Annotated in this window: 27 protein-coding genes; 13 read left to right on the forward strand and 14 right to left on the reverse strand. The window is 34.0% G+C overall.

Annotated elements, in window-relative coordinates; genetic code table 11:
• Positions 1–69: 69 nt before the first annotated feature.
• Both dsbC and xerD read right to left on the reverse strand, forming a co-directional pair.
• A complete protein-coding gene (dsbC, locus tag A9G22_RS02705) occupies positions 70–777 on the reverse strand; it encodes a bifunctional protein-disulfide isomerase/oxidoreductase DsbC (protein ID WP_065587149.1) in 708 nt (235 codons plus the stop codon).
• 25 nt (positions 778–802) lie between these two features.
• The gene (gene xerD, locus A9G22_RS02710; RefSeq protein WP_075508370.1) at positions 803–1,717 is read right to left on the reverse strand and encodes a site-specific tyrosine recombinase XerD; all 915 of its coding nucleotides are present in this window, start codon (positions 1,715–1,717) and stop codon (positions 803–805) included.
• A gap of 315 nt (positions 1,718–2,032) precedes the next feature.
• Here xerD and A9G22_RS02715 point away from each other — a divergent pair, with 315 nt between their 5' ends.
• Positions 2,033–2,659: a Pr6Pr family membrane protein gene (locus tag A9G22_RS02715; protein ID WP_075508317.1), complete on the forward strand. Its 627-nt coding sequence runs from the start codon at positions 2,033–2,035 to the stop codon at positions 2,657–2,659.
• An 89-nt stretch (positions 2,660–2,748) separates the two neighbouring features.
• Here the strand turns inward: A9G22_RS02715 and A9G22_RS02720 are convergent, their stop codons facing one another.
• Complete coding sequence (locus A9G22_RS02720; RefSeq protein ID WP_065587151.1) at positions 2,749–3,789, reverse strand: tagatose 1,6-diphosphate aldolase; 1,041 nt, start codon at positions 3,787–3,789, stop codon at positions 2,749–2,751.
• 713 nt (positions 3,790–4,502) lie between these two features.
• On the opposite strand from A9G22_RS02720, the gene adhP reads away from it, so the two are divergent.
• The 3 genes from adhP (at position 4,503) to argA (ending at position 8,832) form a co-directional block, all read left to right on the forward strand.
• Positions 4,503–5,537: an alcohol dehydrogenase AdhP gene (gene adhP, locus A9G22_RS02725; protein ID WP_065587152.1), complete on the forward strand. Its 1,035-nt coding sequence runs from the start codon at positions 4,503–4,505 to the stop codon at positions 5,535–5,537.
• A gap of 183 nt (positions 5,538–5,720) precedes the next feature.
• A complete protein-coding gene (locus A9G22_RS02730; RefSeq protein WP_065587153.1) occupies positions 5,721–7,169 on the forward strand; it encodes an APC family permease in 1,449 nt (482 codons plus the stop codon).
• Between the two features lie 334 nt (positions 7,170–7,503).
• Complete coding sequence (argA, locus tag A9G22_RS02735) at positions 7,504–8,832, forward strand: amino-acid N-acetyltransferase (RefSeq protein WP_075508318.1); 1,329 nt, start codon at positions 7,504–7,506, stop codon at positions 8,830–8,832.
• 80 nt (positions 8,833–8,912) lie between these two features.
• Here the strand turns inward: argA and A9G22_RS02740 are convergent, their stop codons facing one another.
• From A9G22_RS02740 to A9G22_RS02780, 9 genes are all read right to left on the reverse strand, one after another.
• Positions 8,913–9,884 carry a sugar-binding transcriptional regulator gene (locus tag A9G22_RS02740; protein WP_065587155.1) on the reverse strand — a complete coding sequence of 324 codons (972 nt, stop codon included), beginning with the start codon at positions 9,882–9,884 and terminating at the stop codon, positions 8,913–8,915.
• Between the two features lie 120 nt (positions 9,885–10,004).
• On the reverse strand, positions 10,005–11,249 hold the full coding sequence (locus A9G22_RS02745) for a zinc-binding dehydrogenase (protein WP_065587156.1): 1,245 nt from the start codon (positions 11,247–11,249) through the stop codon (positions 10,005–10,007).
• Positions 11,250–11,412: 163 nt separating this feature from the next.
• Positions 11,413–12,234, reverse strand: a complete 822-nt coding sequence (locus A9G22_RS02750) for a mannose/fructose/sorbose PTS transporter subunit IID (protein WP_218058732.1) — start codon at positions 12,232–12,234, stop codon at positions 11,413–11,415.
• 26 nt (positions 12,235–12,260) lie between these two features.
• Positions 12,261–13,079, reverse strand: a complete 819-nt coding sequence (locus tag A9G22_RS02755; RefSeq protein WP_065587158.1) for a PTS mannose/fructose/sorbose transporter subunit IIC — start codon at positions 13,077–13,079, stop codon at positions 12,261–12,263.
• 46 nt (positions 13,080–13,125) lie between these two features.
• Complete coding sequence (locus A9G22_RS02760) at positions 13,126–13,599, reverse strand: PTS system mannose/fructose/N-acetylgalactosamine-transporter subunit IIB (protein ID WP_065587159.1); 474 nt, start codon at positions 13,597–13,599, stop codon at positions 13,126–13,128.
• The gene (locus A9G22_RS02765) at positions 13,600–14,019 is read right to left on the reverse strand and encodes a PTS sugar transporter subunit IIA (RefSeq protein ID WP_065587160.1); all 420 of its coding nucleotides are present in this window, start codon (positions 14,017–14,019) and stop codon (positions 13,600–13,602) included. It abuts the gene before it with no gap.
• Between the two features lie 222 nt (positions 14,020–14,241).
• Positions 14,242–14,910, reverse strand: coding sequence for a DNA mismatch repair endonuclease MutH (mutH, locus tag A9G22_RS02770; RefSeq protein WP_065587161.1), 669 nt, complete (start codon positions 14,908–14,910; stop codon positions 14,242–14,244).
• 79 nt (positions 14,911–14,989) lie between these two features.
• Complete coding sequence (locus A9G22_RS02775; RefSeq protein WP_075508319.1) at positions 14,990–15,538, reverse strand: NADPH-dependent FMN reductase; 549 nt, start codon at positions 15,536–15,538, stop codon at positions 14,990–14,992.
• A 73-nt stretch (positions 15,539–15,611) separates the two neighbouring features.
• The gene (locus A9G22_RS02780; RefSeq protein WP_065587163.1) at positions 15,612–16,148 is read right to left on the reverse strand and encodes a Dps family protein; all 537 of its coding nucleotides are present in this window, start codon (positions 16,146–16,148) and stop codon (positions 15,612–15,614) included.
• Between the two features lie 271 nt (positions 16,149–16,419).
• Here A9G22_RS02780 and srlA point away from each other — a divergent pair, with 271 nt between their 5' ends.
• The 6 genes from srlA to srlR all read left to right on the forward strand — a co-directional run bounded on the left by srlA (position 16,420) and on the right by srlR (position 20,593).
• Positions 16,420–16,968 carry a PTS glucitol/sorbitol transporter subunit IIC gene (gene srlA, locus A9G22_RS02785; protein ID WP_065587164.1) on the forward strand — a complete coding sequence of 183 codons (549 nt, stop codon included), beginning with the start codon at positions 16,420–16,422 and terminating at the stop codon, positions 16,966–16,968.
• A gap of 21 nt (positions 16,969–16,989) precedes the next feature.
• The gene (gene srlE, locus A9G22_RS02790; protein WP_075508320.1) at positions 16,990–17,997 is read left to right on the forward strand and encodes a PTS glucitol/sorbitol transporter subunit IIB; all 1,008 of its coding nucleotides are present in this window, start codon (positions 16,990–16,992) and stop codon (positions 17,995–17,997) included.
• 108 nt (positions 17,998–18,105) lie between these two features.
• Positions 18,106–18,474 carry a PTS glucitol/sorbitol transporter subunit IIA gene (locus tag A9G22_RS02795; RefSeq protein WP_075508321.1) on the forward strand — a complete coding sequence of 123 codons (369 nt, stop codon included), beginning with the start codon at positions 18,106–18,108 and terminating at the stop codon, positions 18,472–18,474.
• A gap of 11 nt (positions 18,475–18,485) precedes the next feature.
• Positions 18,486–19,265 carry a sorbitol-6-phosphate dehydrogenase gene (gene srlD, locus A9G22_RS02800; RefSeq protein ID WP_075508322.1) on the forward strand — a complete coding sequence of 260 codons (780 nt, stop codon included), beginning with the start codon at positions 18,486–18,488 and terminating at the stop codon, positions 19,263–19,265.
• Between the two features lie 84 nt (positions 19,266–19,349).
• Positions 19,350–19,712: a transcriptional regulator GutM gene (locus A9G22_RS02805; protein ID WP_075508323.1), complete on the forward strand. Its 363-nt coding sequence runs from the start codon at positions 19,350–19,352 to the stop codon at positions 19,710–19,712.
• A gap of 101 nt (positions 19,713–19,813) precedes the next feature.
• Positions 19,814–20,593, forward strand: a complete 780-nt coding sequence (srlR, locus tag A9G22_RS02810) for a glucitol operon DNA-binding transcriptional repressor SrlR (protein ID WP_065587169.1) — start codon at positions 19,814–19,816, stop codon at positions 20,591–20,593.
• A gap of 309 nt (positions 20,594–20,902) precedes the next feature.
• On the opposite strand, the gene serA is transcribed toward srlR, so the two are convergent.
• Complete coding sequence (gene serA / locus A9G22_RS02815) at positions 20,903–22,144, reverse strand: phosphoglycerate dehydrogenase (RefSeq protein WP_075508324.1); 1,242 nt, start codon at positions 22,142–22,144, stop codon at positions 20,903–20,905.
• A gap of 79 nt (positions 22,145–22,223) precedes the next feature.
• Positions 22,224–22,880 (reverse strand): ribose-5-phosphate isomerase RpiA, encoded by a 657-nt coding sequence (gene rpiA / locus A9G22_RS02820; protein ID WP_065587171.1) that lies wholly within the window; start codon positions 22,878–22,880, stop codon positions 22,224–22,226.
• Between the two features lie 220 nt (positions 22,881–23,100).
• Here rpiA and A9G22_RS02825 point away from each other — a divergent pair, with 220 nt between their 5' ends.
• From A9G22_RS02825 to A9G22_RS02835, 3 genes are all read left to right on the forward strand, one after another.
• Positions 23,101–23,988 carry a LysR family transcriptional regulator ArgP gene (locus A9G22_RS02825; protein ID WP_065587172.1) on the forward strand — a complete coding sequence of 296 codons (888 nt, stop codon included), beginning with the start codon at positions 23,101–23,103 and terminating at the stop codon, positions 23,986–23,988.
• A gap of 112 nt (positions 23,989–24,100) precedes the next feature.
• Entirely contained in the window at positions 24,101–25,174 is a 1,074-nt protein-coding gene (gene hemE, locus A9G22_RS02830) for a uroporphyrinogen decarboxylase (protein ID WP_065587173.1), read from the forward strand.
• Positions 25,167–25,760 (forward strand): YjaG family protein, encoded by a 594-nt coding sequence (locus tag A9G22_RS02835; RefSeq protein WP_075508325.1) that lies wholly within the window; start codon positions 25,167–25,169, stop codon positions 25,758–25,760. Before hemE ends, A9G22_RS02835 begins: the two co-directional genes overlap by 8 nt.
• The last annotated feature ends 96 nt before the right edge of the window (positions 25,761–25,856 follow it).

The following is a 25,856-nucleotide window of genomic DNA, read 5'->3' on the forward strand; positions in this document are numbered from 1 at the left end:
TTATATGTTAGTGCATTTGTACTAACATGTATTTTTACCTTATATTTAAATTTCAATAGCGATAAAAGTCTAATTATTATTTGGTTTTTTATCTAAAACTTTAATTAATTTATCTGCTGGCACATAACCTGAAACAAGCTGTCCATTAGGTAAAACAATTGCTGGTGTTCCACTAATTCCAAGTTTCTTACCAACATTAAATTGTTGTGTTACATAAGGTATCATGCTACTTGCTGGTGAAATTGTATTACCTTTATATGCATTTTCAAATGCTGCTTTGCGGTTAGCCATGCTCCAAATAGATTGCATATTTTTACCAACTTCACTATCGGCTCCGGCTCGAGGAAATGCGAAATAGTGTACTGAAATACCCGCTTCTAAATATTTATCGATATTCTCGTGTAGTAGTTTACAGTAATGGCAAGTGTAATCAGTAAAGACAGAAATGATATATTTTTCATTATTAGCTTTATAAACAATAGCATCTTTTTCAATTGATTTCATTAGATTAAGATTGATACTATTGGCAATGTTTTCAGGTTCATCACCTTGTACGTCATAAATAGAGCCTTGAATTAAATATTTACCATTTTCTGTAACATATAAAATACCTTCAGGCGTAATAACACTTTTAAATCCTTGAATTGGACTATCATTAATTTTTAATTCTTTGCTATCGTAACCCAGTTTATTTAAAGAATTTATAATATCAGTATTATTTGCTAATACTGAAGTTGAAATTAAAGCTAACCCTAAACATAAAACTAATCTTTTCATTCAATTATCCTTATTTTTTCGAGCATTATGCTCGTGGATGATGTTTACTGTGTAACTGTTTTAATCGTTCTGTCGCCACATGTGTATAAATTTGTGTAGTTGATAAACTACTGTGCCCAAGCAACATTTGTACAACACGCAAATCTGCGCCGTGATTAAGTAGATGCGTTGCGAAAGCATGTCGAAGCACATGAGGTGAAAGCGCTTCAATATTGATACCGGTTAGTATGGCATAATATTTAATTCTATGCCAGAATGTCTGTCGTGTCATTTTTTTGCCTAATCGGCTTGGGAAAATTACATCTATAGGGCCTGTTTTTAGAAGATTGTTTCTAGCATATTTAAAATAATATTCAAGCCAGTAAACTGCTTCTTCACCAAGTGGTACTAAACGTTCTTTATTACCTTTACCTATCACTCTTACAACCCCTTGGCGTATACTAACATCACTAAGTTCTAAATTCACTAACTCAGAGACACGTAAACCTGTGGCATAAAGCACTTCTAACATTGCTTTATCTCGAAGTTCAATGGGATCTTCTATACTTGGTGCTTCAAGTAGTGCATCAACCTGTGATTCAGTTAAATCTTTAGGTAATTTTTTTGGAAGCTTGGGGGATGACAACATCGCAGAGGGATTATCTGTTCGATAATTTTCTTGATATAAATATTGGAAAAAACGTTTAGTTGCGCTAAGTAAACGTGCTGAACTACTTGCTTTATACCCATCTTTTACTCGCTGCATTAAAAAGTGTTGTAAATTAAACATTTGGGCATTCAAAAGTGTGGCATTTTGCTGTTGCAAAGATTGACTTAATGCCAACAAATCAAGTCTATAAGATTCAATCGTATTTTCAGCTAAGTTTCTTTCTAACCATAATGAATCTAAAAACCTTTCTATTAGCATTTTATTTTGTTCTAGTGTGTCTTGGTTAGACATTAAAATCATCTCTACATTCTATTTATTTCTAACATTATATACTAACTGTCAATAAGTTGCAGTTTTGGGCAATAAGTTATTTTTTATAACAGCTGTAGTACTTTATGTATAGTCCTTATATTCATATAAATCTTTATTAAAAAGTAGTATTTTATACGGAAACGCCATATTTTTGAAATTTTTCGACAATCATTATTAGATAGATTAATTTAATGCATTATTGTAAATTTTTATTTTATTTATTAAATAATTACTATATACTGCACTTTTTTGGTTATTTTTTACAATTTTCACTATTTATGGTTGAAGAGAATTATGTTAAAGCGAATTGTTAATCTTTTTATTGCTCTGTTTGCTATCTCTATTATTGCCATGGAAACTTGTATTTATTGGCACACTAAGTTTCATCTTTGGCACCCAGATTCTTCAATAGAACGATTAATTTATTATTATAGTTTCTTTACAGTTTTATCAAATTTAATGCTGGCATTGAGTTGTTTTTGTTTAGCTATCAATCCTAATTGCAATCAATATAGTTTTAAAGTGCTTCGTTTGAATAGTTTGATTGGTGTTACTATAACTGCTGTTGTATATAACTTAGCGGCAAGAGATATTCATGTACCACCTAATATGTTACTGAAAATTGCTAATGAGAGTTTACATGTTGTCATTCCCGCTTTGGGTTTATTAAGTTGGTTTATTTGGGGGCCATTTCGAAGAATTGATTTAAAAGTCTTTATGGGGTCGTTATTGTCGATGATTGGATATGGCATTTATATTTTTATTCGAGGTCATTATACCAATCAATATCCTTATCGATTTATTAACGTTGTGCAAATAGGATATCCTCAAGCACTGTTAGGTGTGAGTCAGGTTTTTTTGTTGTTTTTTCTATTAGCCTTTTTATATTGGATGATTGAATGCTTAAGAAGTCGAAAATAAAACTGTACATTATTACAAGAGAGAACAGGGAAAATAGGAATAAAACCCCTGTTCTTTTTGTTATTAATTATTTTAGATAGTTATGCTAATTAATTACCTAATTTAAGATCAATCACTTCAATATTATCTTTACCACCATAGATATCATACCAAGGCTTCGCATATTGCTTTAATATCTTGTTAAGCTGTTCAACATTTTCACGACCAGTTTGATCTAACCAACGTTTTAAACCTTCTTTGCCTCCATTTGCATAGCTTGCAACACCTTCAAACCATGTTGCTCGTCCACCAAGAATACCACTATATTTTGCGCCATTCTCACCAGCAAAAATGAGTTCTTGGTGGAAGGTTTTTGTTGGTACGCCCGCACTTAAATAAATGAAAGGACGTGTTGCCGTATCACTTGCTTGTTTAAAGTATTCAGCTGCTTGTTTTTGAGTGTAAACAACTATGTTGTTATCGTTAAAGCCTTCTACATGTTTAAATAACACCGGAACTTCGACTTTTAATATATCAATGTAATACTGTTCTTTAGTAAACTCTTTAATGGTATTAATGACTTTTTGGGGTTTTATTTTTGCAAATTCAGGGCTTTTATCGTCAATTATTACATTATCATATACAATAGGCTCAACAAAAACTGGAATATCTGCGGCTCTAGCTTCATTGCCTAAACGCTCTAAAAAAGCGTGTTTTTTATCTAAAATATCTTGAGGATCATCAGGATTATAATAAACCAATACTTTTGCGGCATCCGCGCCTTTTTTTATTAAACGTTGTAATGAATCTTCTGGCAAAATATCGGGCAATCGTCCTGGCGTATTGGCGTCATAGCCCGTCTTTTCGTATGACATGATTAATCCAGCATTGCTATTTTTGGCAGCCATGCCTTTAAAGCCATATTCTTCATCTAACAAAATTGCACTGACATATTTTGTCAATTCTTGAGAGACAAGTTCCTTAAATTCATACACCATATCAATATTATAACGATCTTTGCCAACCGCAGATTCCATCATCTTCACCATTGAACCTCGTTGATCGATTGCTAATGCAGCGATAACGCCATCTTGGTTTGATAATTGCTGCATACGTGTGAATTTACCGCGAGATATACATTTTCTAGCCATTTTATAGCTCTCCATTTAATAAGATATTTCATTGTAGTTTTTTTGTTTGGCTATTTATTCATCATTTGTGCTGGTTTTAACGATATACTCAAATTAAGCGAATTTAATTGTTGTGTAATGCCATGATAATTTAAGTTAAGTGCTCGTGAGCGATCCGTACCGTATCATTATTGCTTCTTCGTTAGCTGGTTTTGATGTTGAGTTATTTGCTTATTTTATGGTGAAAGTATTTTTTGACTCAAATCTGTTATAGTGGCGCGCCTTCTTGTTCAATATAGTCTACGCTATTGCGAGCAGATTAACGCTTTTACTTATTTAGTTTTATGTTTATTTGGTTGGATTGTTTGGAATCAGTGCATTAGTTGAGTTATTTTTATTAATTAATGATAACAGCCAAAAATATATTACAGAATGAAGTTTAACCATAGAATTTTCATTATTAGTTAGAATATAGTATATTGAAATTGGAAGGTGGAAAATTTATTATTATCTTGACTTATCATAAATTCTGACCGGTATACTTCATTCGTTTATAACGGTTATTCGAATTTATGTTGTCGAAAAATTTCAGAAAATACTAGTTTTTAATATAAATTATTACATAATCAGTGCTATTTAATAAAATTGTGAAATTACTCATATTTTTCCAAAATAATTAGTTTAGAATAATAATTAATCATATTTTAACTTTAAAAATTATTTAGGAGAACAAAATGAAGGCAGCGGTGATTAGGCAAGAGTGTGATGGTCAAGTCGAAATTAAAGATATCCCTATTCGTCCTTTATTAGCCGGTGAGGCTCTAGTTGATGTTGAGTATTGTGGTCTTTGCCATACTGATCTTCATGTTGCGGCTGGAGATTTTGGTAAAAAACCAGGTCGTGTTATCGGTCACGAAGGCGTGGGGATTGTGACTAAAATTGCTCCTGATGTAAAGAGCCTAAAAATTGGTGATCGTGTTAGTATTGCTTGGTTTCATGCAGGTTGTGGTACTTGTGAATATTGTATATCAGGCCATGAAACATTTTGTCGTAATGCATTAAATTCTGGATATAGTGTTGATGGCGGTATGGCAGAACAGTGCATAGTTAAAGCCGATTATGCAGTAAAAGTGCCAGAAGGATTAGATCCGGCACAAGCAACAAGTGTAACTTGCGCAGGCGTGACTACCTACAAAGGCATTAAAGTCGCCGGTACTAAACCGGGTCAATGGCTTGCTGTATTTGGTATCGGTGGTTTAGGAACACTCGCTATCGAATATGGTAAAAAAGTGTTTAACAATAAAGTGGTTGCTATTAGTAATAGCGATAGTCAATTAGACTTGTGTAAAAAGTTAGGAGCTGATTTAGTTGTTAACCCTAAAAAAGTGACTGATGTAGGGACATATATTAAAGAACATACTGAAGGTGGTGTACATGGTGCTGTTGTGACCTCTGTAACTAAAACTGCATTCAATCAGGCTATTAATTCAGTACGACCTTTAGGACGTGTTGTTGCGTTAGGCTTACCTTCTGAAAATATGGAGTTAAGTATTCCTAAAACAGTGTTAGATGGCATTCAAGTTTTAGGCTCACTGGTTGGTACTCGTGAAGATTTGGCTGAAGCATTTCAATTTAGTGCTGAAGGTAAGGTTGTACCGATAGTTGAAAAAAGACCATTGGAAGATATTAATGATATGATCGACGAAATGAAAGCAGGTAAAATTCGAGGTCGTATGGTTGTTGATATGAAAATGAAGAAAACTAAATAATTTAACCTCATTTTTAACTCAAAAGCTGGCTTTATGCTGGCTTTTTTTATAAATAAAAAAATTATTTATTTGATTTATTATGGTTATTATATGAAAAACTTTAATCTTTCTTGTGTTTTATGAATAAATCCCTATTATAACTAAATTTGGCTCATTAATTTTATATGTTTTAAGAGGAACTTCATGGCAGATCACAATTTAGAGAATAATTTGCGAAAAGATCTTGGTTTAGTTTCTGCATTATCACTGGTTGTTGGAATGGTTTTAGGTGCAGGCGCTTTTATGAAACCACCAGCTGTATTAGAAGCTACTGGTGATTATAATTATGCACTATTAGCATGGATAATAGGAGGTGTTTTTTCTATTTGTGGCGGCTTAACACTTTGTGAACTAGGCGTCATGTTTCCGCGTACTGGGGGCATGCTGGTTTATCTTGAAAAAATTTATGGTCCAAAAGTTTCTCATCTTTATGGATGGATGATTACTGTTATTTTTGCTCCGTCATTAGTTGGTGCGTTGGTTGGATATTTCAGTTCAGTATTTTGTTTATTATTTAGCATTAATGATACTTATCGAATGGCAGTGAGCGCTGGTGTTTTGGGTTTTATCGCCTTTATTAATGCTATTGGCGTTAGAGAAGCCGGTTATTTACAAACGATTGCTACAGTTTGTAAACTAATTCCTATATTGCTGTTGGCCATATTTGGTTTGTGGAAAGGTAATGGTCAAGTAGTATTATTTACGGCGAGTGGTCAAGGTATTGAATCATACGCCCCTTTTGCTGTGGCTATTCTTGCAACTCTTTTTGCGTACGATGGTTGGGCACAGGTAGCGTCAGTTGCTGGCGAAATTCATAATCCCTCAAAAGTATTACCTAAGGCTATTATTTTGGGGATTGTTTTTCTTGTGATAGTTTATGCCTGTATTAATATTGCATTATTCAAAATTTTTCCTGTGCAAGAAATGGTTTCGCTTGGTCATGATGCTTCTGCCGTAGCATCACAACGTATGTTTGGGCATTTTGGTGGTAATTTAGTTGCTGTTGGCATTATGGTCTCAATTTTGGGAGGTATTAATGGGTATGTTATGACTCTATCTCGTACTATATTTAGTATGGGGGAGCGAGGAACTATTATCGGTGCTCGTTATTTAAGTTCCATTGATGATGATAGTCGTTCGCCGGTTAATGCCATTATTGTATTGATTGTTTTTTCTTTCTTGTATTCAACGCTTCTTGATGCAGATCGTTTATCCGAAATTTCAATGTTTGCAATTTGGGTATTTTATCTATTAACGTTTATTGGTGTAATGATTGCACGTAAAAAATATCCGAATGAGCCTAGATCTTATAAAGTTATTGGTTATCCAATAATTCCTATTATTGCAATGTTAGGGGCGATTTATGTTATTTATGGTATGTTAGTTTACCAAACCATAAATGGAATTGCTTCAATAGTAATGACTTTGATTGGTCTACCTCTGTATTATTATTACCATGGCAAAAATAAAAACAAAAATCTTTCGCTTGGTGAAATGAAAAAGTATAAAGTAAAAATAAGATATACCATTGCTGTTTCAGCAATTATTATTGTGGCTCTGTTAATTATTTATGGTTATATGACGATAAATTAATAGATAATAAACTTATTTTTCGTTAAATGGCTTGTTTGATGTTATTTTTGAAATGGCAGTAAAAGAAATCAACAAGCTGTAGGTATGCTAATATGGCATGCCTTTTTTAGGCTAACATTTTTTATATTTTAATTTAATCTTCGTGACTAACAGATCAATGTTTTGTTAATCAGTTATTTTTCAATCAAATAATCATCGATTTTAAGCTTTTATTTTTATTAATAGTGAATTTTAAGATTATTTATAAATACTTAAAATATTACTTGCCTTTAGAATGAAAACAAATAAAATCACATAAAATATGAATAAATATTCACTTAAGGTGATTGTAAAAATGAAAGAACGTACAACCGAGTTAGTTGATGGGTTAAGACATTCAGTACCTTATATTAATGCACATCATGGTAAAACATTTGTAATCTTACTCACGGGTGCACTGTTAAAAAGTAATAATTATTCAAGTATTATCAGCGATATTGGTTTACTCTATAGTCTTGGTATTAAACTTGTTATTGTCAATGGCGCTCGTAATCAGATCGATGAAGCTTTAAAAAATCATAATATTGAACCTAAATATCATAAAAATACGCGCATTACTGATGCAACAACACTAGACATCATTAAACAAATTACAGGATCATTACAACTTAATATTACTGCAAGTTTATCAATGAGCTTAAATAATACCCCATTACAAGGTGCTCATATCAGTGTTATCAGTGGTAATTTTGTGATTGCACAACCTTTGGGTGTAGATGATGGTGTTGATTACTGCCATACAGGTAAAATCCGCCGTATAAACAACGAGGCTATAGCGGAACAGCTAGATCGTGGCTCTATTGTATTATTAAGTCCAGTTGGTGTTTCGGTTACTGGTGAAAGTTTTAATTTAGCATCTGAGGATGTTGCCGCTGAAGTTGCCATTCGCTTAAAAGCGGATAAATTAATCAGCTTTTGTGCTGAACAAGGTGTTTTAGATGAACAAGGCTGGGTTATTACTGACCTTTATCCTGTTGATGCGGATAATTATGTCAAACAAAAAGAACAACAAGGCAAATATTTATCTAGTGAAGCACGTTTTTTACGTGCAGCATCCAAAGCATGCCGTAGTGGAGTTAGGCGAAGTCACTTAGTAAGTTATTTGATTGATGGCTCCATTTTACAAGAATTATTTTCGCGCGATGGTATTGGAACACAAGTTTCGATGGAACATTCTGAACAGGTTCGTTCGGCAACCATTAACGATATCGGTGGAATTTTAGAGCTCATTCGTCCGCTTGAAGAGCAAGGTATTTTGGTCAAACGCTCACGAGAACAATTAGAAATGGAAATTGATAAATTTACCATTATTGAACGAGATAACATGACAATTGGTTGTGCTGCGCTTTACCCTTATTTTGAAGAAAAAATGGGCGAAATAGCCTGTGTGGCTATTCATCCAGAATATCGTAATTCGTCTCGAGGAGATATTCTCATTGAAAAATTAATGGAGAAATCAATCCAGTTAGGGCTTGAAAAAGTTTTTGTTTTAACGACATGTAGCATCCACTGGTTTAGAGAAAAAGGCTTTAATCCAGCAGAAGTGGAAGACTTGCCCATTAAAAAGAAACAACTTTATAATTATCAAAGAAATTCGAAAATTCTAATATTTGATATCTTTTAGCTTTTTATAGTATTAAGCCTTATAGACAATATTATTGTGTAGTAACCAAGGCTATTTGCTAATCGTTTTAGTTGAAAAAATTAGTTAATTAATTGGGCGGACATTTCATCACTAATTACTAATATATCAATATAATTCGCATTTAGTGCCGCTTTTAAACTATTAATTTTTTCGCAATCACCACTTGCACATATTTTTAAAGGAATTTTTTTCAGATTGTCTAATGTCACTCCGATAATTTGATTGCAAAATGGCGTCGTTAATTCATGCCCATTTTGATCGAAAAAGCGGGATAGTATATCACCTACAATATTTTTATTGGCAATCGTTTGGAACAACTCTCCATAAAACCCATACCAAATTGAACTTTTTGAGATAGCAGGACAACCGATACTAAATAGCGCGACTGTTATCTTACTCCACCAATCTTTCAACTCTTTCATATGTTGAGTTTTTTCAATTTCTATTTTTAAAGGCTCGGTATCAACAATGGCAGGGTAATCAATCAGTATAGCTTGACTATTTAATTTATTCGAAAGTTTATAAGCAATATTATTGACGTGATATTTTGTTTCAATTTTTCCTGATGGTCCCCCAATCATTGGTACAATAGTCGTATTATTGAATTGAGTGTTGTCATTTTTTAAACTGCTAACAATATAATTAATTGTGCGTCCCCATGAAATGCCAATAACATCGTTATCATGAATATTTTTGACTAATACATTTGCAGCAACACTACAAACAATTTGATTTTTGCTGTCATTATCAACATTTTGATTGACAGGTACAACAATAACTTGTTTCAAATTATATTTATTAAGAATTTTTTCTTCTAATGCAATATTGGGAAGTAGATCGTAATTTATTGAGATAGAAACAATACCTAATTCTCGTATTACTTTTAGCATTCGACTAATACTTGATCTATGTATATTAACGATTTTGGCTATTTCGGATTGAGTTTTATTTTCTTCATAATAGAGTTGAGCTATTTTTATTAATAATTTGTGTTGCTCAAAATCGTAGTTACCAAAGTTATTATTGATCATGGTCGTATTATCTTATTAGTCATGTTTTTTTTAATCACTATTTATTTAAAGAATATCAAGATGTCATGAATGATAATTCATATTATGGCATCTTGATGCTATTAAAGTATAACAAAAAAATTAAGACTCAATATCAGGAAAATTGTTTAATACAAAATCTTCGGCTTCTTTTGACCAAATATTATGGTTTTTATGTAATATTTTCTTTAATGCTACATCATCACTACTATCTGTTAACGATTCTAAACTTTTAAGCTCAAATTGCTTATGAGTGTAAACTAATTTTTTTCCACCTCTAATTTTATCTTGTCGTTGAGTTATTTCACAGGCTTGAGCGATTCCCATTATATGCGAAACAATTTTAGCAACTTCAATCTTGCCTGACTCAATTAACTTAACAGCTAAGCGCATATCATCAGTATTTCCTCCTGATGTTCCAACAATATGAGTAAAATTATAATGGACATCATAAAAATTAATTTCTGCTTCGAAATTTTTATCTTGAGGGCCAGCAAAAAAATTCAGACAACCGTCAAATGCTAATAATTGCGATGCTAAATGAATTAACTCTTTTGATGGTAAAAAGATAAAGATATCATCAAAACAATTTTTGGAAGATTGATTTTGCAATAGAGACAATTGATCTTCGCATTCAGATATATTGACGAATTCAAGTTCAACCCCATTGCGTGATTGATATAGTGTTTTTAGATGTGCTATTTTTTCTTTGTTTCGCCCAGTGACAACCACTTTTTTGGGTTTTATCGCCCCCCCTAAAGCATAGTCTATTGCAAGCATCCCCATAGGGCCTGTTCCCCCTAATATAAGCAATTCACCATTAGGCTTTATTCCCATAATATGATCGTAACTATTTGGTTTCAAATGATAGCTAGCATTAAAAGCACCAATAACACAGGATAAGGGTTCAATTAACGCACCTTCAAAATAAGTTTTTCCATTATAAGGTATTAAACAATCTTGTTGTAATACGTCGCGATTGACTATCATATAGGTTGCACATCCCCCCATATTAGGATAAGAGTAACCCACACAATAAGGGCTATTAGTGAGCTGTAAGTTGGCTTGTATGACATATTTTTGCCCTTGTTTAAATTTATGTTGCCAATTTTTACCTACTTGCAAAATATCACCACAGCATTCATGTCCAATAATGATTGGATTGTTTTCTAGATCTGGTGGGGTTTTTTTATGGTTTTCACCTTGATTTACTAGCTTTAATGAAGACATGCACATACTGTCAACAATGACAGATACTAACACTTCATCATCTGTGATAGGTGGAAGTTCAAAAGATTCTAATCGAAGATCATTTTTCCCATATAATCGAACAGCTTGCGTTTTCATATATTCCTCTTTAATAAAATAAATTTGATACAAATTTATACTCAATAATGCATAAACACCTTGTTATACCTGCAGTTGTAAGGAAAAATGTATTGATAACAATTTGTTTTATTTCCTTTAGTTAAAAATATTACATATCTTTTTAAGACTTTTTAGTTGTATTTTAAGCTAAAATACCTAACCCATAGCCAATAATACCCACGGTAAATAATGCAAAAATTAAGATAATTGGGCTGACTTTTTTTCGGAGCAATTTCATCATTAAAAGTGTTAGACCCAACGGTAGTAAACCTGGTACAAGGTCATTGAGTATACCTTGTACTGTCATAACGATTTCATTACCATTTGTGTCGGCAGTTTTAGATACAACTAAAGGGACATTTATTGAAGTCCATTGGGTCACTAATACGCCCATAATAAATAAACCAAGAATAGAAGCACCTTCTGTCAGTTTAGGCAAGATATTACCTGAAAGATCTTTAACAATACCGATTCCTTTCGATAATCCATAGGTTAAACCATACCATTTCATGGCAAGTCTGACGAAATTAAACAAAATAAAAAATAATAATGGACCTGCCATATTTCCATTGAGTGCTAAAGATGCGCCAAGTGCTGCAGTAATAGGTCGTAATGTACCCCATACAAGGGGATCTCCGACCCCTGCTAAAGGTCCCATTAATCCAATTTTGAGGCTATTGATTGTTCCATCATTAATTGGTGCGCCATTTGCTCTTGCTTCTTCCATCGCTATAGTGACACCAAGCACGGGCCCACACATTGTAGGGGTCGTGTTGAAAAACGCTAAATGCCTTTTTAATGCTTGGCGTTGTTCCTCTTGGGTTTGATAAACTCGTTTGATTGTCGGAATCATATCCACACAAAAAGCAAGCGCATGAATACGCTCATAATTAAAAGAAGCTTGTTGGAAATTAGAACGAATAAAAGTACTAATCACATCTTTTTTTTGAATGGTTTTTGACATTTCTTTCATAATATACTTCCTATAAATTATTCTTCTAATTCATCATCAGTGATTATTTGGTTGGTATTTGTCATTGAATTTCCAATTTCGTTATTAGTTTTTATTACATTGAACTTTGGGTTTAATTGAACATAAATAATGGCAAAAATAACCCCCAAAATACCAAATGAAAGTAAACTAAAATTTAGATATCCACCTAAAACAAAACCTAAATAGAAAAAAGGGGCTAAATATTTAACAATCATCATGTTTAACACCATTGCATAACCGACAACAACGATAAATCCACCAGCAACAGCAAGCCCACCAGTGACAATATCGGGTAACATGTTTAATAGGGATTGCACAGTATTTGCATTAACATAAATGGCAACGAGAGTGGCAGGGATAGAAACTCTTAATGCTTGTACAAAAAGAGCACTAAAATGGAGTAATTCAATCTTTCGGAATTGAACTTTGTCTGCTGCTTTATCTGCTTCATGCTGAAAAATTACCGTGATAGTTCTTGCAAAAACGGTTAATATTTGCCCTGCCGCGGCAACAGGAAGTGCTATGGCTATCCCTGTTTGGATATCTTGCTGTCCTATAACAACTAAGATTGTTGATATCACACTTGCCAACGCAGAATCGGGAGATTGTGCGGACCCAATATTCATCCAACCCAATGCGATTAGCTCAAGCGTACCACCTAAAATGATACCTGTTTTTATATCTCCTAATATTAGGCCAATTACGGTACATGCAATCAATGGACGATGTGTTTGAAACTCATCAAGTACGCTTCCCATTCCTGCGATACACGAGAAAATAAATATGAACATGATTTGCAGTATTGAAATGTCCATGTTTTCCTCCTACCATTTATTATGTTAGTTAATTTGAATAACCTGGTTAAAGAAATTTAATAAAATCAACATTCGGATCGGTAATAACGGCTTTTAAACATAGATTGATACCCATCTCATGCATTTTTTTGAATGCAGATATGTCATTTTCGTCGACGGAAACCGCTTTGGTAATTTGTTTTTTTCCCTCTTTAAACGACATTCCTCCAATATTAACCTCTTTAATAGGAACGTCTGCATTGACTAATCGCAAGACATCGGTTGGATTGGTGAAAAGATAAAAAACAGTATCATTTTCATATTTAGGATTTTTATAGACCGCAGCGGCTTTATCAATACTAACCACAGACACTTTAATTCCAGGAGGAGCTGCCTGTTTAACTAGTGCTGAACGAATTTGATCATTAGCAACCTCATCACTCACAATGATAATTCTTTCTGCTTTGGCTTCTTTTGTCCAAACGGTGGTAACTTGACCATGAATCAATCGGTCATCGATACGAACTAAATTTATGATCATTTATAACTCCTCATCTGTAGATATATTTTTAGATAGTGATTTGAAAGATTTAATAAAATCCAATTTAACTTCGTTAAGTTGTTCATAGGCGTTTTCAATATTAATTAAAGACAAATCAAGATTTAATAACTCTAAGCAAAGTGGTAGAGATAAGCCGCTAATTATTTCGATATTACCTAACTGCATGGCTAGAATGGAGGCTGCGTTATAAGGACTACCAGAAAATATATCAGTGATAATAATGAACTGTTTGGATTCTGATTGGTTAATAATTTTTAGATATTTATCTTTTAGGTTATCAATGCTATCCCCTGGTTCAAAAGTTATCGCATATAAATTAGAGTATTGTCCCGCAATCATCTCAATACTATTTTTCATTTCATAGGCAATTTTTCCGTGTCCAGCCAAAATAATATTCATTTAGCACCTCTCACAAATTCTCTATTTAAATCACAAATGTTAATTTAACTTTATATTCACACTTTCTCAAAGTAAATCACCAATGTGAAGAAATGTGATGTAGATTGGATTTTTTGTAAAATGAGCAGAAAGAAGTTCTTTATTTTTAGAAAGGTATCGTGATTTATTGCCAAAAACTTTACTATTTCTCAATGATAAAATATTTTGTTGTCATTAAAGTAATTAACTTATTGAAGCTTGTAAAATTTGCATCGTAAATGTTTTTTTTAAATAAAACCCACGTGGGCGCGTTAAAATAATTTGACCATTTTCACCAATTGCTTCGGTGAGTGCTTTTCCATTGGCTGCTTTCGGCCTAATTTGTAGATAAGTGCCATATCGAGCTGTAATTTTTTCAACTTGCCCTAGAGCTATCATATCCATCAATTCTTGCCAATCTTGTTTAAGCTGCTGTTCTTGTTCAGGAGTTGGCGTCCATAAAATAGGGAGCCCAACTTTTCGCTCGACTAACGGAATGGTTCTTTGCCCTTCGATTGGAATCCACAGTACTTTGGAAAGTTTATATTTGACATGGCTTGTTTCCCAAATAACGCCATGATTAGCCATTAAGGGTGTAACACTGACAAAGGTGGTTTCTAATGGTTTACCTTGTTTATCAACAGGAATGGTTTTTAGTTCTATACCAAGGTTAGCAAAATCTTGCTCAGCTTTACTTCCAGCATTTGCACCTAAAAAATTTTCAATAAGGTTACCCACCCAACCTTTTTGTTTGTTTAAGTTAGCTGGTATAGGAATGTTTAAATACTCAGCTATCTCACCAAAAGAATAGCCTGCAACTAACTGAGCACGATACAATAATTCTTGTTCACTTGTTGGTATTAATATTTTCATCACAGAGGAATATAAAAGACTAATTGAATCAGATGCACAGCCAATTATTTTTGGCTGTGAATGTGGAAATTTATATCAATTAACTTAATTTTTCAACCCAAGTAGCATAAGTATTAATAAATAATGACAAAAACTCTTTACTCTTTTCAGTAATATTGTTTTGCTTATCAAAAGCAGCGCTAACACCACCAAAATAAGCTTCTGGTTGTTGTAATGTTGGCATATCAAGAAATACTAAAGATTGGCGTAATTGATGATTTGCACCAAACCCACCAATTGCACCTTGCGAAACAGAAATAATTGCAGCCGGTTTTTCTGACCATATGCTCTTACCATAAGGGCGCGAACCAACATCTATCGCATTTTTGATAACCGCAGGAACGCCACGATTATATTCTGGCGTCACAAAAATAACACCCTGACAATCGGCTATTTCTTTGCGGAAACGAGTATAACAGGCAGGTGGGGTATCATTATCAATATCTTCATTATATAAAGGTAAATCCCCAATTTGGATGATTTGTAATGAAAGTGATGGTGGTGCAATTTTCTGAAAAACTTTTGCCACTTTTAAGTTATAAGAGTCTTTACGTAAACTCCCGACCAGTACAGCAATTCTTTTACTCATCTTAAATCTCCACTTATGTTAAATAAAAGGCATTGTTTATGCCTCTTATTTTATTGTCATTAATAATGATTTATTAATGTCCTGATGAGTCAACTTTTCGACCGGCTTCAAATAAGAACCATGCCCGTTTTTCAGTTTGATCTATCCATTCTTCAATTAAACTTGCAGTTGCGGTGTCATTGTATTTACCACAAATATCATGGGCTACACGCATACGCTCTGTTAGTCTTACATTATCTTGGCAAAGCTCGGCTAGCATATCAGAAGGTTCAACAAAATCAGCATCATTATCCGAAATGCTTTGTAATTTAGCAATGTGTCCAATTGAACGTAGTGTTGTACCACCTAATTTGCGGACACGTTCAGCAATTGGATCTGTCATTGCAAATAGCTCTTCACCATGATCATCTAGCATTAAGTGGTAATCACGAAAATGGGGACCACTAACGTGCCAATGAAAGTTTTTGGTTTTTAAATATAAAGCAAATACATCTGCTAAAACAGAATTCATTGCTCCAGAAATATCTTTTGATGCCTTTTGACCTAAATCAGTAGGAAACAAAATTGCTGCTTGTTGTAGTTTTTTAGCAGAAGTCGTACTTTTAGCCATGATATATTCTCCTTAAATTGAATAATAAATAACCGTATTGACAAAATTACGCCAACTTAATGTTAATGTCCAATAAAAAACATTAATTTTTTACTATCATTGTTATTTTAGAAACCTATGGTTCTTTGTTTTATTTCTTTCTTTTTCCTATTCATTTGAAATTTTATCTTTCAAAATAAAACAAAATATTTCAAACTGTGATCATCTTAAAAGATTTTAGTTTTTAGACTTGATACTATTTTTCATGAAATTTAACTCAATAGGAGACAATATGATTGATTCTATTTCATTTGGTGCCGAGTGGTTTATTGGTTTATTCCAAGAGGGAGGCAAAGTATTTGTGGGTATGGTAACTAGCATTTTGCCGTTATTAATTTCATTACTTGTAGTGATGAATGCAGTAATTAAATTTATAGGGCAAGAAAGGATTGAGCATTTAGCGCAAGCTTGTGCGGGTAATCCAATTTCTAGATACATGCTATTACCGCTCATTGGGACTTTTGTTTTTTGTAATCCAATGACATTAAGTTTAGGTCGATTTATGCCGGAGTTTTACAAACCAAGTTATTATGCGGCGGCTTCTTATAGTTGTCATTCAATGAATGGATTATTTCCACACGTTAATCCTGGAGAGCTTTTTGTTTATTTGGGGATAGCTGCTGGTTTAACTACATTAAATTTACCTTTAGGTCCTCTTGCTGTGAGCTATTTTCTTGTCGGTTTAGGTACTAACTTCTTTAGAGGTTGGATTACTGACTTTTGTACCGCTATTTTTGAAAGAAAAATGGATATTAAATTAGAAAAAAAAGTTCATTTATAACCATGTTAAGGAATATAAAAAATGCCTAAATTTATTCATATTGAAAAAGGTGAATCTGGTTGGGGTGGACCCTTGGAACTTCCCGTCATTGCAGGAAAAAAAATTGTTTATATTGCTGCAGGTACTCGTCCAGCGATAGTTGATACACTGTTGGAATTAACTGGATGGCAAGCCATTGATGGTTTCAAAGAGGGTGAGCCGCCTAAAGAAGAAATAGGTGTAGCTGTTATTGACTGTGGTGGAACATTACGTTGTGGTATTTACCCAAAAAAACGCGTTCCAACAGTTAATATTCATGCAACAGGTAAATCTGGGCCACTTGCTCAATATATCATCGAGGACATCTATGTTTCAGGGGTAAAACCTCACAATATTAAGTTGATAGAAAAATGCGGTGAAGTTTTAAGCGAAACGCCACCAGTAGTCGAAGAGCCACAAATAGATAATAAAACATCTGAATTTAAGAAATATGATAGCAGTAAGAAAATCACTGAACAGAGCGATGGATTATTAGCAAAAATTGGTATTGGTATGGGATCTGGTGTTGCAATTTTCTTTCAGGCTGGTCGTGATACTATTGATACAGTATTTAAAACAATACTTCCTTTTATGGCGTTTGTATCGGCACTAATAGGGATCATTATTGCTTCTGGATTAGGTAACTTTATTGCGCATGGACTTGTTCCGCTAGCAAACAATCCAGTTGGTCTTATTATATTAGCCTTGATCTGCTCCTTCCCATTGTTGTCTCCGTTTTTAGGTCCTGGAGCGGTTATTGCTCAAGTTATTGGTACTTTAGTTGGTGTGCAAATTGGACTTGGAAATATTCCTCCTCATTTAGCATTGCCAGCATTGTTTGCAATTAATGCACAAGCTGCATGTGATTTTATTCCTGTTGGTTTATCACTTGCTGAAGCTAAACAAGAGACGGTGAGAATAGGGGTGCCATCAGTGTTGGTTAGTCGCTTTTTAACTGGCGCACCAACAGTATTAATTGCCTGGGCCGTTTCGTTATTTATATATCAGTAAATGATTTTAAAGATGGGGGGGAGATACATCCATCCATCCATCCCATCTTAAGCAACCGGTAGAAATGAAAAGACTTATATCAAATGTAAAAAAATAAGAAGGTTAATCATGTCAAATGTTATCTATAGTTCAAAAATAAAACAAATTGGTGAGTTTGCCCAAGAAGCATTAGCTGACGGTATGTTGATCCTATTTAAAAACGGCGCACCTGTAGATTTATCTGATTACTGTTTTATTCACAGTCATGATGATTTGAAGCAAGATTTGCAAGCCGGACAGATCATTCAATTAGGTAAACATATTTATAAAATTACTGCGGTAGGTGATGTAGGTAGTGTTAATTTTCGAGAATTGGGACATATCACATTAAAGTTTGATGGTAATAGCCAAGCTGAATTACCAGGAGCTGTTCACGTAGAAGGTGAAATTCCGACTCAGCTTTTTGTAGGTGATGAAATTAGAATTGTAAACGATTAAGGAACATAAAAATGAAACAAGTAACAGTTGTTATTGGTGGTGGTCAAACGTTAGGTGAATTTTTATGCAAAGGTATAGCGGATGCTGGTTATAAAGTTGTTGTTGCTGATTTAAATATTGCTAATGCGAATAAAGTCGCAGAGGAAATTAACCAAAAACATGGCGAAGGTACAGCAAAAGGATTTGGTGTTGATGCAACAAATGAAAACAGTGTAATTAAACTTGCCCAAGATGTCGATGATGCTTTCAAACGCGTTGATTTAATGGTCTATAGCGCAGGTATTGCGCGAGCAGCACCTATTACTAATTTTGCATTAAACGATTTTCAATTATCGGTCAATGTAAACCTTACCGGCTATTTTTTATGTGCGCGTGAGTTTGCTAAATTAATGGTAAAATACAAAATTCATGGGCGAATTATTCAAATTAACTCCAAATCAGGTAAAGTGGGTAGTAAACATAATTCTGGTTACAGCGCCGCTAAATTTGGTGGTATTGGACTAACCCAATCGCTTGCACTTGATCTTGCCGAGTACGGTATTACCGTAAATTCATTAATGTTGGGTAATTTATTGAAATCACCAATGTTTCAATCCCTAATACCACAATACGCTAAAAAATTAGGTATTCCAGAAAATCAAGTTGAGCAAGTTTATATTGATAAAGTACCACTCAAACGCGGTTGTGATTATCAAGATGTGCTTAATGTATTGTTATTTTATGCAAGCGATAAAGCATCTTATTGTACAGGGCAATCAATCAATATTACTGGCGGACAAGTGATGTTCTAGCTAAAATAAAGTGCAAAAGTTGATCGAAAACTTATTGCACTTTTGATTTTATTCTAACTTAAACTAAATGGGGAAACCACAAATATGACCACCACTTTAATTGCTATTGCTCTAATTGCATGGTGTACCCAAATTATTTTTAGTTGGTTTCAAATTCGTCGTTTTAATCAAGCTTTCTTAACCATGAAAAAAGGTACTTACTTAGGTGTTGGTCGTAGTAAAAGTAAACGATTTAAACCAAGAGTATTAATTGCGATTTCATTAGATAAAAATAAGGTCGTAATTGATTCAATATTAATGAAAGGAATCACCGTTTTTGCTTTACCTAAGCCGATTATTCAATTACATGGTTTACCTGCTTGTGAAATTATTCCTGAAAATATTTTCCCAAATGATCCGACTTGCCAAAGTGCACTGGCAATAGCATTAACCACAAATAAAAAATAATTCACTTTTATTTTGAAAAATATTCCCTTTCATTCTGAAATAATATATTTTAAAGTGAGTTAGTTTATTATGTATGCCAATCATGGTAATGGGATTTAATCATGAAAGTAAAACAACGACAAACAGCTATTTTAGAATATTTGCAAAGCAATGGGCAAGTTAGTGTAGATGAATTAGCTGAGCATTTTAAAACAACAGGAACTACTATTCGTAAAGATCTCACTCAACTTTATGAGAGTGGTTTAGTTTTGCGCACTTATGGTGGAGCTATGCTGAATCGAGAAATTGGCGATAGAGCCATTGATCATAAAACCTATATCAATACGGCACAAAAAAAAGCCATAGCTGAAGAAGCAGCTAAGTTAATTCATGAGGGTGACTCAATTATTTTTGATGCAGGAAGTACGGTTGCTCAAATGATTCCTACGCTTGCTAAATTTAACAATCTAACGATTATGACAAACAGCTTGCATATGGTTAATGAGTTAGTTGCTAATGATAATGATCAAACCATTATTTTAACGGGAGGAACGTTTCGTAGAAAATCAGCTTCTTTCCATAGTAATAATGAGTTAGCTATTGCGGCGTTTGAGTCTTATACATTTGATATGTTATTTATGGGCGCTGATGGTGTTGATTTAGTTGGTGGTGTTACGACTTTTAATGAAAGTTACCATGGTAGCGTCGCTATGAGTAAAGCCGCTGCAAAATTAATACTATTAGCTGACGCAACCAAATTTGGAAGACGTAGCCCCAATGTAGTATGTGATTTAATCGCTGTCGATACAATTATCACTGATGATAATTTAGATGATAGATATTATGATGCGCTAACTCAAAGCGGTATTAAAGTGATTAAAGTAAAGAGCCGCGGAAAGTAGATCAAAGTCAATTTTGTTAAAATTTCCAGAAAAATAGATTTCTTATATATTGAAAATTTAATTATTTTTTCAGTTAATCGTTTAATCTACGTAATAACTACAAAGAGATGACGTACATTTCATCCTTTTAGTAATAATAAATTTACTTTACTTTCTAAAAAACTTGTATAAGTTAGTATGGCTCATTAAGAGCATTAGATAGCAATATTTTTGCTATCTATATAGTAGTAATATAGTGACTGACTTAGTGTTATATTTATTATGCCACTGATCAAATGATAAGTGACATATTTGTTTATTTTGTCAAAACTAAAACAACAGCCTTGCTCGGATCGTTCCTGGTACGTTTTTGAGTTTAATTAACAACTCTTCAGCTTTACCTTGTTCAACTCTCTCAATATCAATTACAACATAACCAATTTTAGGATCGGTTTGTAAATATTGTGCTGAAATATTAAGCCCTTGTTCCGCAAATAAAGTATTGATAGCAGTTAGTACACCAGGCTGATTATGATGTATATTAATAAAGCGACTTGAACCTTTAGCTGGAATAGGTAAAGAGGCTTCAGGAAAGTTAACCGCCGAAAGTGTTGCACCAGTATCCGAATATTTTGCGAGTTTTGTGGCAACTTCAATCCCAATGTTTTCTTGCGCTTCGCTAGTTGAGCCACCAATATGCGGTGTAATAATCACGTTATCAAATTGACATAATGGTGATTCAAAGGGCTCGCTGTTACTTGCAGGTTCTGTTGGGAAGACATCAATAGCTGCTCCGCTGAGTTTATTAGCTTTTAGTGCTTGAGTTAATGCATCAAGGTCAATAACTTTACCGCGTGAAGCATTAATTAAAATTGCGCCTGGTTTCATTGCATCAATTTCGTTGTTGCTGATCATTTTGATTGTTGTTGCGTTTTCTGGGACATGCATGGAAACAATATCGCTTAACGCCAGTAATTCATTCATTGATGACATTTGCTTAGCGTTACCCAACGGTAATCTGGTTTCAATATCATAAAAGTAGACATTCATGCCCAGTGATTCTGCTAAAATGCTTAATTGACTACCAATATGTCCATAACCAATAATACCTAAATTTTTACCTCGTGCTTCGTGCGAACCCGTGGCAATTTTGTTCCATTTGCCTTGGTGCGCTTTAGCATTCGCTTCAGGCACGCGGCGCAATAATAAAATTGCTTCAGCTAGCACCAGTTCTGCAACAGATCGTGTATTAGAAAATGGCGCATTAAACACTGGGATGCCTTTCACTGTTGCAGCATCTAAATCAACTTGATTAGTACCAATACAAAAGCAGCCAATCCCTGCAAGCTTGGGGGCTGCATCAATTATATCTTTGGTTAAATGTGTTCTTGAACGAATACCAATAAAACGAACATCTTGCAGGGCTTGTTTCAGCTCTGCTGGTGATAATGCGCTTTTATGATATTCAATATTGGTAAAACCAGCTGATTTTAATATTTCAATGGCACTAGGATGAACGCCTTCAAGTAATAAAAACTTGTTTCCATCTTTGGTTAAAGCCTGAACAACCATTTTCCCCTCTCTTCCTTTCTGTATACAAAATTGGTATTTATTGTGATATACCGTTATAAAATTGTTTTAGTAAATGATTTTACCTTAGTTCTTTTACACCCGTGCTACATCCGACAAGCGCAACATCAGCGCCTTTATTGGCAAATAATCCCACCGTTACCACACCTGCAATGCTATTGATTCGATTTTCTAATTCCATTGGTTTGGCAATGATAAGATCATGGACATCTAAAATCACATTACCATTATCCGTAACTACACCTTGACGATAGATGGGTTTACCACCTAGTTTAAATAGTTCGCGAGCAACATAAGAACGCGCCATCGGAATCACTTCAACAGGTAATGGAAATTGACCTAATACATCAACCACTTTTGATTCATCAACAATACAAATAAATTGTTTGGCAATGGCTGAAACAATTTTTTCACGTGTTAAAGCTGCACCGCCGCCTTTAATCATTTGCAAATGATGATTTATTTCATCAGCACCATCGACATAAACATCTAAACTATCGACTTCATTACAATCAAGTACTGGAATGCCATAGCTTTTTAATTTTTGAGTGGATGCTTCTGAACTTGAAACAGTGCCTTTGATCTGATCTTTTATTGTGGCTAACGCATCAATAAAATGCGCTGCCGTCGAGCCTGTTCCTACACCGACATAAGAATCAGGTTTGATAAATTTTAATGCTGCCCAGCCTACGGCCTTTTTTAATTCGTCTTGTGTCATGATATCACCCTATTTTGAGGATAATTTTTCTTAAAAAAATAAAATTTTGAAAGCAAAATGATTGAATATATGGCATAGTACCCAATTGGAAAGCAAAAATCATTAGGATTTTAAGAAAATATATCAACTCAAAGTTTGATATGTTTAAAATTTATTGCGATATTAAAGTAACTTGAATATTCAAGCAATGAGCAAAGATCAAATCATTAGTAAAGAGATTATGAAGCGTCCAGATTATAGAGCATTACAAGCATTAGATGCAGTGATAAAAGAACGAGGATTTGAACGGGCAGCAGATAAACTATGTATTACACAGCCTGCAGTATCGCAACGTATTAAGCAACTAGAGAGTTTTTTTGGTCAACAATTGTTGGTTAGAACAATTCCACCAAAAGCCACTAAGCAAGGCGAACATCTATTAGGGTTATTGCACCAAGTTGAGTTATTAGAACAACAATGGTTGGGTGATAATGAACAAAGTACAACGCCATTGTCATTATCGATTGCAATCAATGCTGATTCTTTAGCGACATGGCTGTTACCTGCATTAAAACCCGTCTTAGATAAAAATATTTTACGTTTTGATATACAAGTCAAAGATGAAGAACATACGTTAGAACTTCTCCGTTTAGGTACGGTGGTTGCAGCAATTAGTATTCAACCCAATCCTTTACCTGGTTGTTTATCTGATTTGCTAGGTGCATTAGATTATATTTTTGTGGCTTCGCCTGATTTTGCTAAAAAGTACTTCCCACATGGCGTGACTCGGTCATCTTTACTAAAAGCACCTGCAGTTGCGTTTGACCATTTAGATGATATGCATCAGGCCTTTTTGCAAGAAAACTTTAACCTTACCCCTGGTAGTGTAGTTTGCCATATTACCAGTTCATCCGAGGCTTTTGTGCAATTGGCTAAACAAGGCTCAGCTTGTTGCATGCTACCAAAGTTACAAGTTGAACAAGAATTAAAAAATGGTGAATTGATTAATTTAACGGAAGGATTATATCAAAGACGTATGCTATATTGGCATCGTTTTGCGCCTGAAAGCAGTGTAATGCAAACTATTTCTGAGACTTTAATTCGCTATGCTCAAAACACATTATCATAACCTCAGGCTTTAGATCACAATTAATAGATTAATTAGGTGATTTTTATACTGAAACGCATACTTTCCTGAAATTTTTTGACAAAATATAGTCTTTACTTAAAGAGCTGAAGATATGAGCCAATTAAAAAATGACCGTTATTTACGTGCCTTACAATGTTTACCTATAGACTACACTCCGATCTGGATGATGCGTCAGGCTGGACGCTATTTGCCTGAGTATCGTCAGTTGAGGGCAAAAGTGGGTGATTTTATAACTATGTGCCAAACACCAGAATTAGCGTGCGAAATCACTTTACAGCCATTACAACGATTCGATCTTGATGCTGCTATTATCTTTTCTGATATTTTAACTATTCCTGATGCTATGGGGCTTGGCTTATATTTTGAGTCGGGCGAAGGCCCAAAATTTGCAAAATCGATATCTTGTCTGTCCGATATTGAGCAATTACCCATCCCCGATCCTGAGCAATCACTTAAATATGTGATGGATGCGATTCGATTAACGAAAAAAGAACTCAATAGTAAAGTGCCATTAATAGGTTTTTCGGGGAGTCCATGGACATTAGCGACCTACATGATTGAAGGGGGCAGTAGTAAAGCATTTACTAAAATCAAAAAGATGCTCTATAGTGAACCAAAAGCACTGCATCTGCTGCTTGAAAAGCTCGCCAATAGTATTGCGTTATATTTAAATGCGCAAATCCAAGCTGGAGCGCAATCGATTATGATTTTCGATACTTGGGGCGGTGTATTGAGTCATCAAAATTATCAAACATTTTCACTTGACTATATGCAATTAATCTTGTCGCAATTAAAGCAAGGTAAAAAAAGTGAAACGATAACCTCGTATATTCCTGTTACTTTATTTACTAAAGGGGGAGGATTATGGCTGGATAGTATAATCAACACAGGCTGTGATGCAGTGGGGGTGGATTGGACGGTGAATTTAAGCCAGATCACTCAAAAAGGGCAAGTTGCGGTGCAAGGGAATTTAGATCCTTCCGTTTTGTATGCAGAAAAACAAACAATTGAATCCAATGTAGAAGCCGTTCTTAGTGAATTTGGTCATTACAATGGACATATTTTTAATTTAGGGCATGGTATTCACCAAGATATACCCATAGAACATGTACAGCATCTAATTGAAGCAGTACATCGGCAGTCAAAAAGGTTTCATCATGATTAAAAATCCTGTTCAATTAAGAGTAGAAAAGTTACCACAATGGCAACAACGTTTATTTATGGTTTGCCTGTGCGAACGGATGTATCCTAATTTTGTTTTTTATTGTCAACAACAGCAAAATGACGACGATGCAAAAAGTTACAAAAAAATACTAGATTTAGTTTGGGAATCATTATTAGTTGAAGATGTAAAAATCAATTTTGATTTACAGCTTGAAAAATTAGAAGCAATAATTCCGATTGTCACTGAAGATAGTCCATATATGGTTTACCCAGCTATTGATGCTTGCCAGGCGCTAGGTGAAGTTTTACACTCTTATTTGAGTGGTGAAATAGCCGAACATACCGCTAAAGTTAGTAGTATATCAGCAACGACTGTTGCTGAATTTGAAATGACCAAAACAAATGTTACCCTTTCAGAAGATGAACAGCAAAATTTACCCAGTGTCATTGATGAATTTGATTTACAGTGGGAATTATTCCGATTATTACGTGATCAAAATAATGAAATGATTGAATTGATAAAAGGATTAAAAGCTGAAATTCGAGCAGAGGGAATAAGTAATATTGGTGTTTTTTTGAGCGGTTAGGGCTTTTGAAGTGTAATTTTTTTATTTTTTATTAAATTTTTCTTTAATATTAGACAAATATAGACTACATTTATTAACATGTAATATAAACTTTTC

It is taken from the genome of Gilliamella sp. App2-1 (genome assembly GCF_001690255.1).
GTDB lineage: Bacteria > Pseudomonadota > Gammaproteobacteria > Enterobacterales > Orbaceae > Gilliamella > Gilliamella apicola_G.

Excerpts from the sequence above, each read along its gene's own strand:
- srlA (WP_065587164.1), top strand. The coding sequence starts at position 16,420 with ATGATTGATTCTATTTCATTTGGTGCCGAGTGGTTTATTGGTTTATTC.
- A9G22_RS02715 (WP_075508317.1), top strand. The coding sequence starts at position 2,033 with ATGTTAAAGCGAATTGTTAATCTTTTTATTGCTCTGTTTGCTATCTCT.
- A9G22_RS02835 (WP_075508325.1), top strand. The coding sequence starts at position 25,167 with ATGATTAAAAATCCTGTTCAATTAAGAGTAGAAAAGTTACCACAATGG.
- serA (WP_075508324.1), bottom strand. The coding sequence starts at position 22,144 with ATGGTTGTTCAGGCTTTAACCAAAGATGGAAACAAGTTTTTATTACTT.
- A9G22_RS02780 (WP_065587163.1), bottom strand. The coding sequence starts at position 16,148 with ATGGCTAAAAGTACGACTTCTGCTAAAAAACTACAACAAGCAGCAATT.
- A9G22_RS02740 (WP_065587155.1), bottom strand. The coding sequence starts at position 9,884 with ATGATCAATAATAACTTTGGTAACTACGATTTTGAGCAACACAAATTA.
- rpiA (WP_065587171.1), bottom strand. The coding sequence starts at position 22,880 with ATGACACAAGACGAATTAAAAAAGGCCGTAGGCTGGGCAGCATTAAAA.
- dsbC (WP_065587149.1), bottom strand. The coding sequence starts at position 777 with ATGAAAAGATTAGTTTTATGTTTAGGGTTAGCTTTAATTTCAACTTCA.
- A9G22_RS02805 (WP_075508323.1), top strand. The coding sequence starts at position 19,350 with ATGACCACCACTTTAATTGCTATTGCTCTAATTGCATGGTGTACCCAA.
- A9G22_RS02795 (WP_075508321.1), top strand. The coding sequence starts at position 18,106 with ATGTCAAATGTTATCTATAGTTCAAAAATAAAACAAATTGGTGAGTTT.
- hemE (WP_065587173.1), top strand. The coding sequence starts at position 24,101 with ATGAGCCAATTAAAAAATGACCGTTATTTACGTGCCTTACAATGTTTA.
- A9G22_RS02750 (WP_218058732.1), bottom strand. The coding sequence starts at position 12,234 with ATGTCAAAAACCATTCAAAAAAAAGATGTGATTAGTACTTTTATTCGT.
- A9G22_RS02745 (WP_065587156.1), bottom strand. The coding sequence starts at position 11,249 with ATGAAAACGCAAGCTGTTCGATTATATGGGAAAAATGATCTTCGATTA.
- A9G22_RS02765 (WP_065587160.1), bottom strand. The coding sequence starts at position 14,019 with ATGAATATTATTTTGGCTGGACACGGAAAAATTGCCTATGAAATGAAA.
- A9G22_RS02720 (WP_065587151.1), bottom strand. The coding sequence starts at position 3,789 with ATGGCTAGAAAATGTATATCTCGCGGTAAATTCACACGTATGCAGCAA.
- A9G22_RS02730 (WP_065587153.1), top strand. The coding sequence starts at position 5,721 with ATGGCAGATCACAATTTAGAGAATAATTTGCGAAAAGATCTTGGTTTA.
- xerD (WP_075508370.1), bottom strand. The coding sequence starts at position 1,717 with ATGTCTAACCAAGACACACTAGAACAAAATAAAATGCTAATAGAAAGG.
- A9G22_RS02755 (WP_065587158.1), bottom strand. The coding sequence starts at position 13,079 with ATGGACATTTCAATACTGCAAATCATGTTCATATTTATTTTCTCGTGT.
- A9G22_RS02775 (WP_075508319.1), bottom strand. The coding sequence starts at position 15,538 with ATGAGTAAAAGAATTGCTGTACTGGTCGGGAGTTTACGTAAAGACTCT.
- A9G22_RS02760 (WP_065587159.1), bottom strand. The coding sequence starts at position 13,599 with ATGATCATAAATTTAGTTCGTATCGATGACCGATTGATTCATGGTCAA.
- argA (WP_075508318.1), top strand. The coding sequence starts at position 7,504 with ATGAAAGAACGTACAACCGAGTTAGTTGATGGGTTAAGACATTCAGTA.
- adhP (WP_065587152.1), top strand. The coding sequence starts at position 4,503 with ATGAAGGCAGCGGTGATTAGGCAAGAGTGTGATGGTCAAGTCGAAATT.
- srlR (WP_065587169.1), top strand. The coding sequence starts at position 19,814 with ATGAAAGTAAAACAACGACAAACAGCTATTTTAGAATATTTGCAAAGC.
- mutH (WP_065587161.1), bottom strand. The coding sequence starts at position 14,910 with ATGAAAATATTAATACCAACAAGTGAACAAGAATTATTGTATCGTGCT.
- srlE (WP_075508320.1), top strand. The coding sequence starts at position 16,990 with ATGCCTAAATTTATTCATATTGAAAAAGGTGAATCTGGTTGGGGTGGA.
- A9G22_RS02825 (WP_065587172.1), top strand. The coding sequence starts at position 23,101 with ATGAAGCGTCCAGATTATAGAGCATTACAAGCATTAGATGCAGTGATA.
- srlD (WP_075508322.1), top strand. The coding sequence starts at position 18,486 with ATGAAACAAGTAACAGTTGTTATTGGTGGTGGTCAAACGTTAGGTGAA.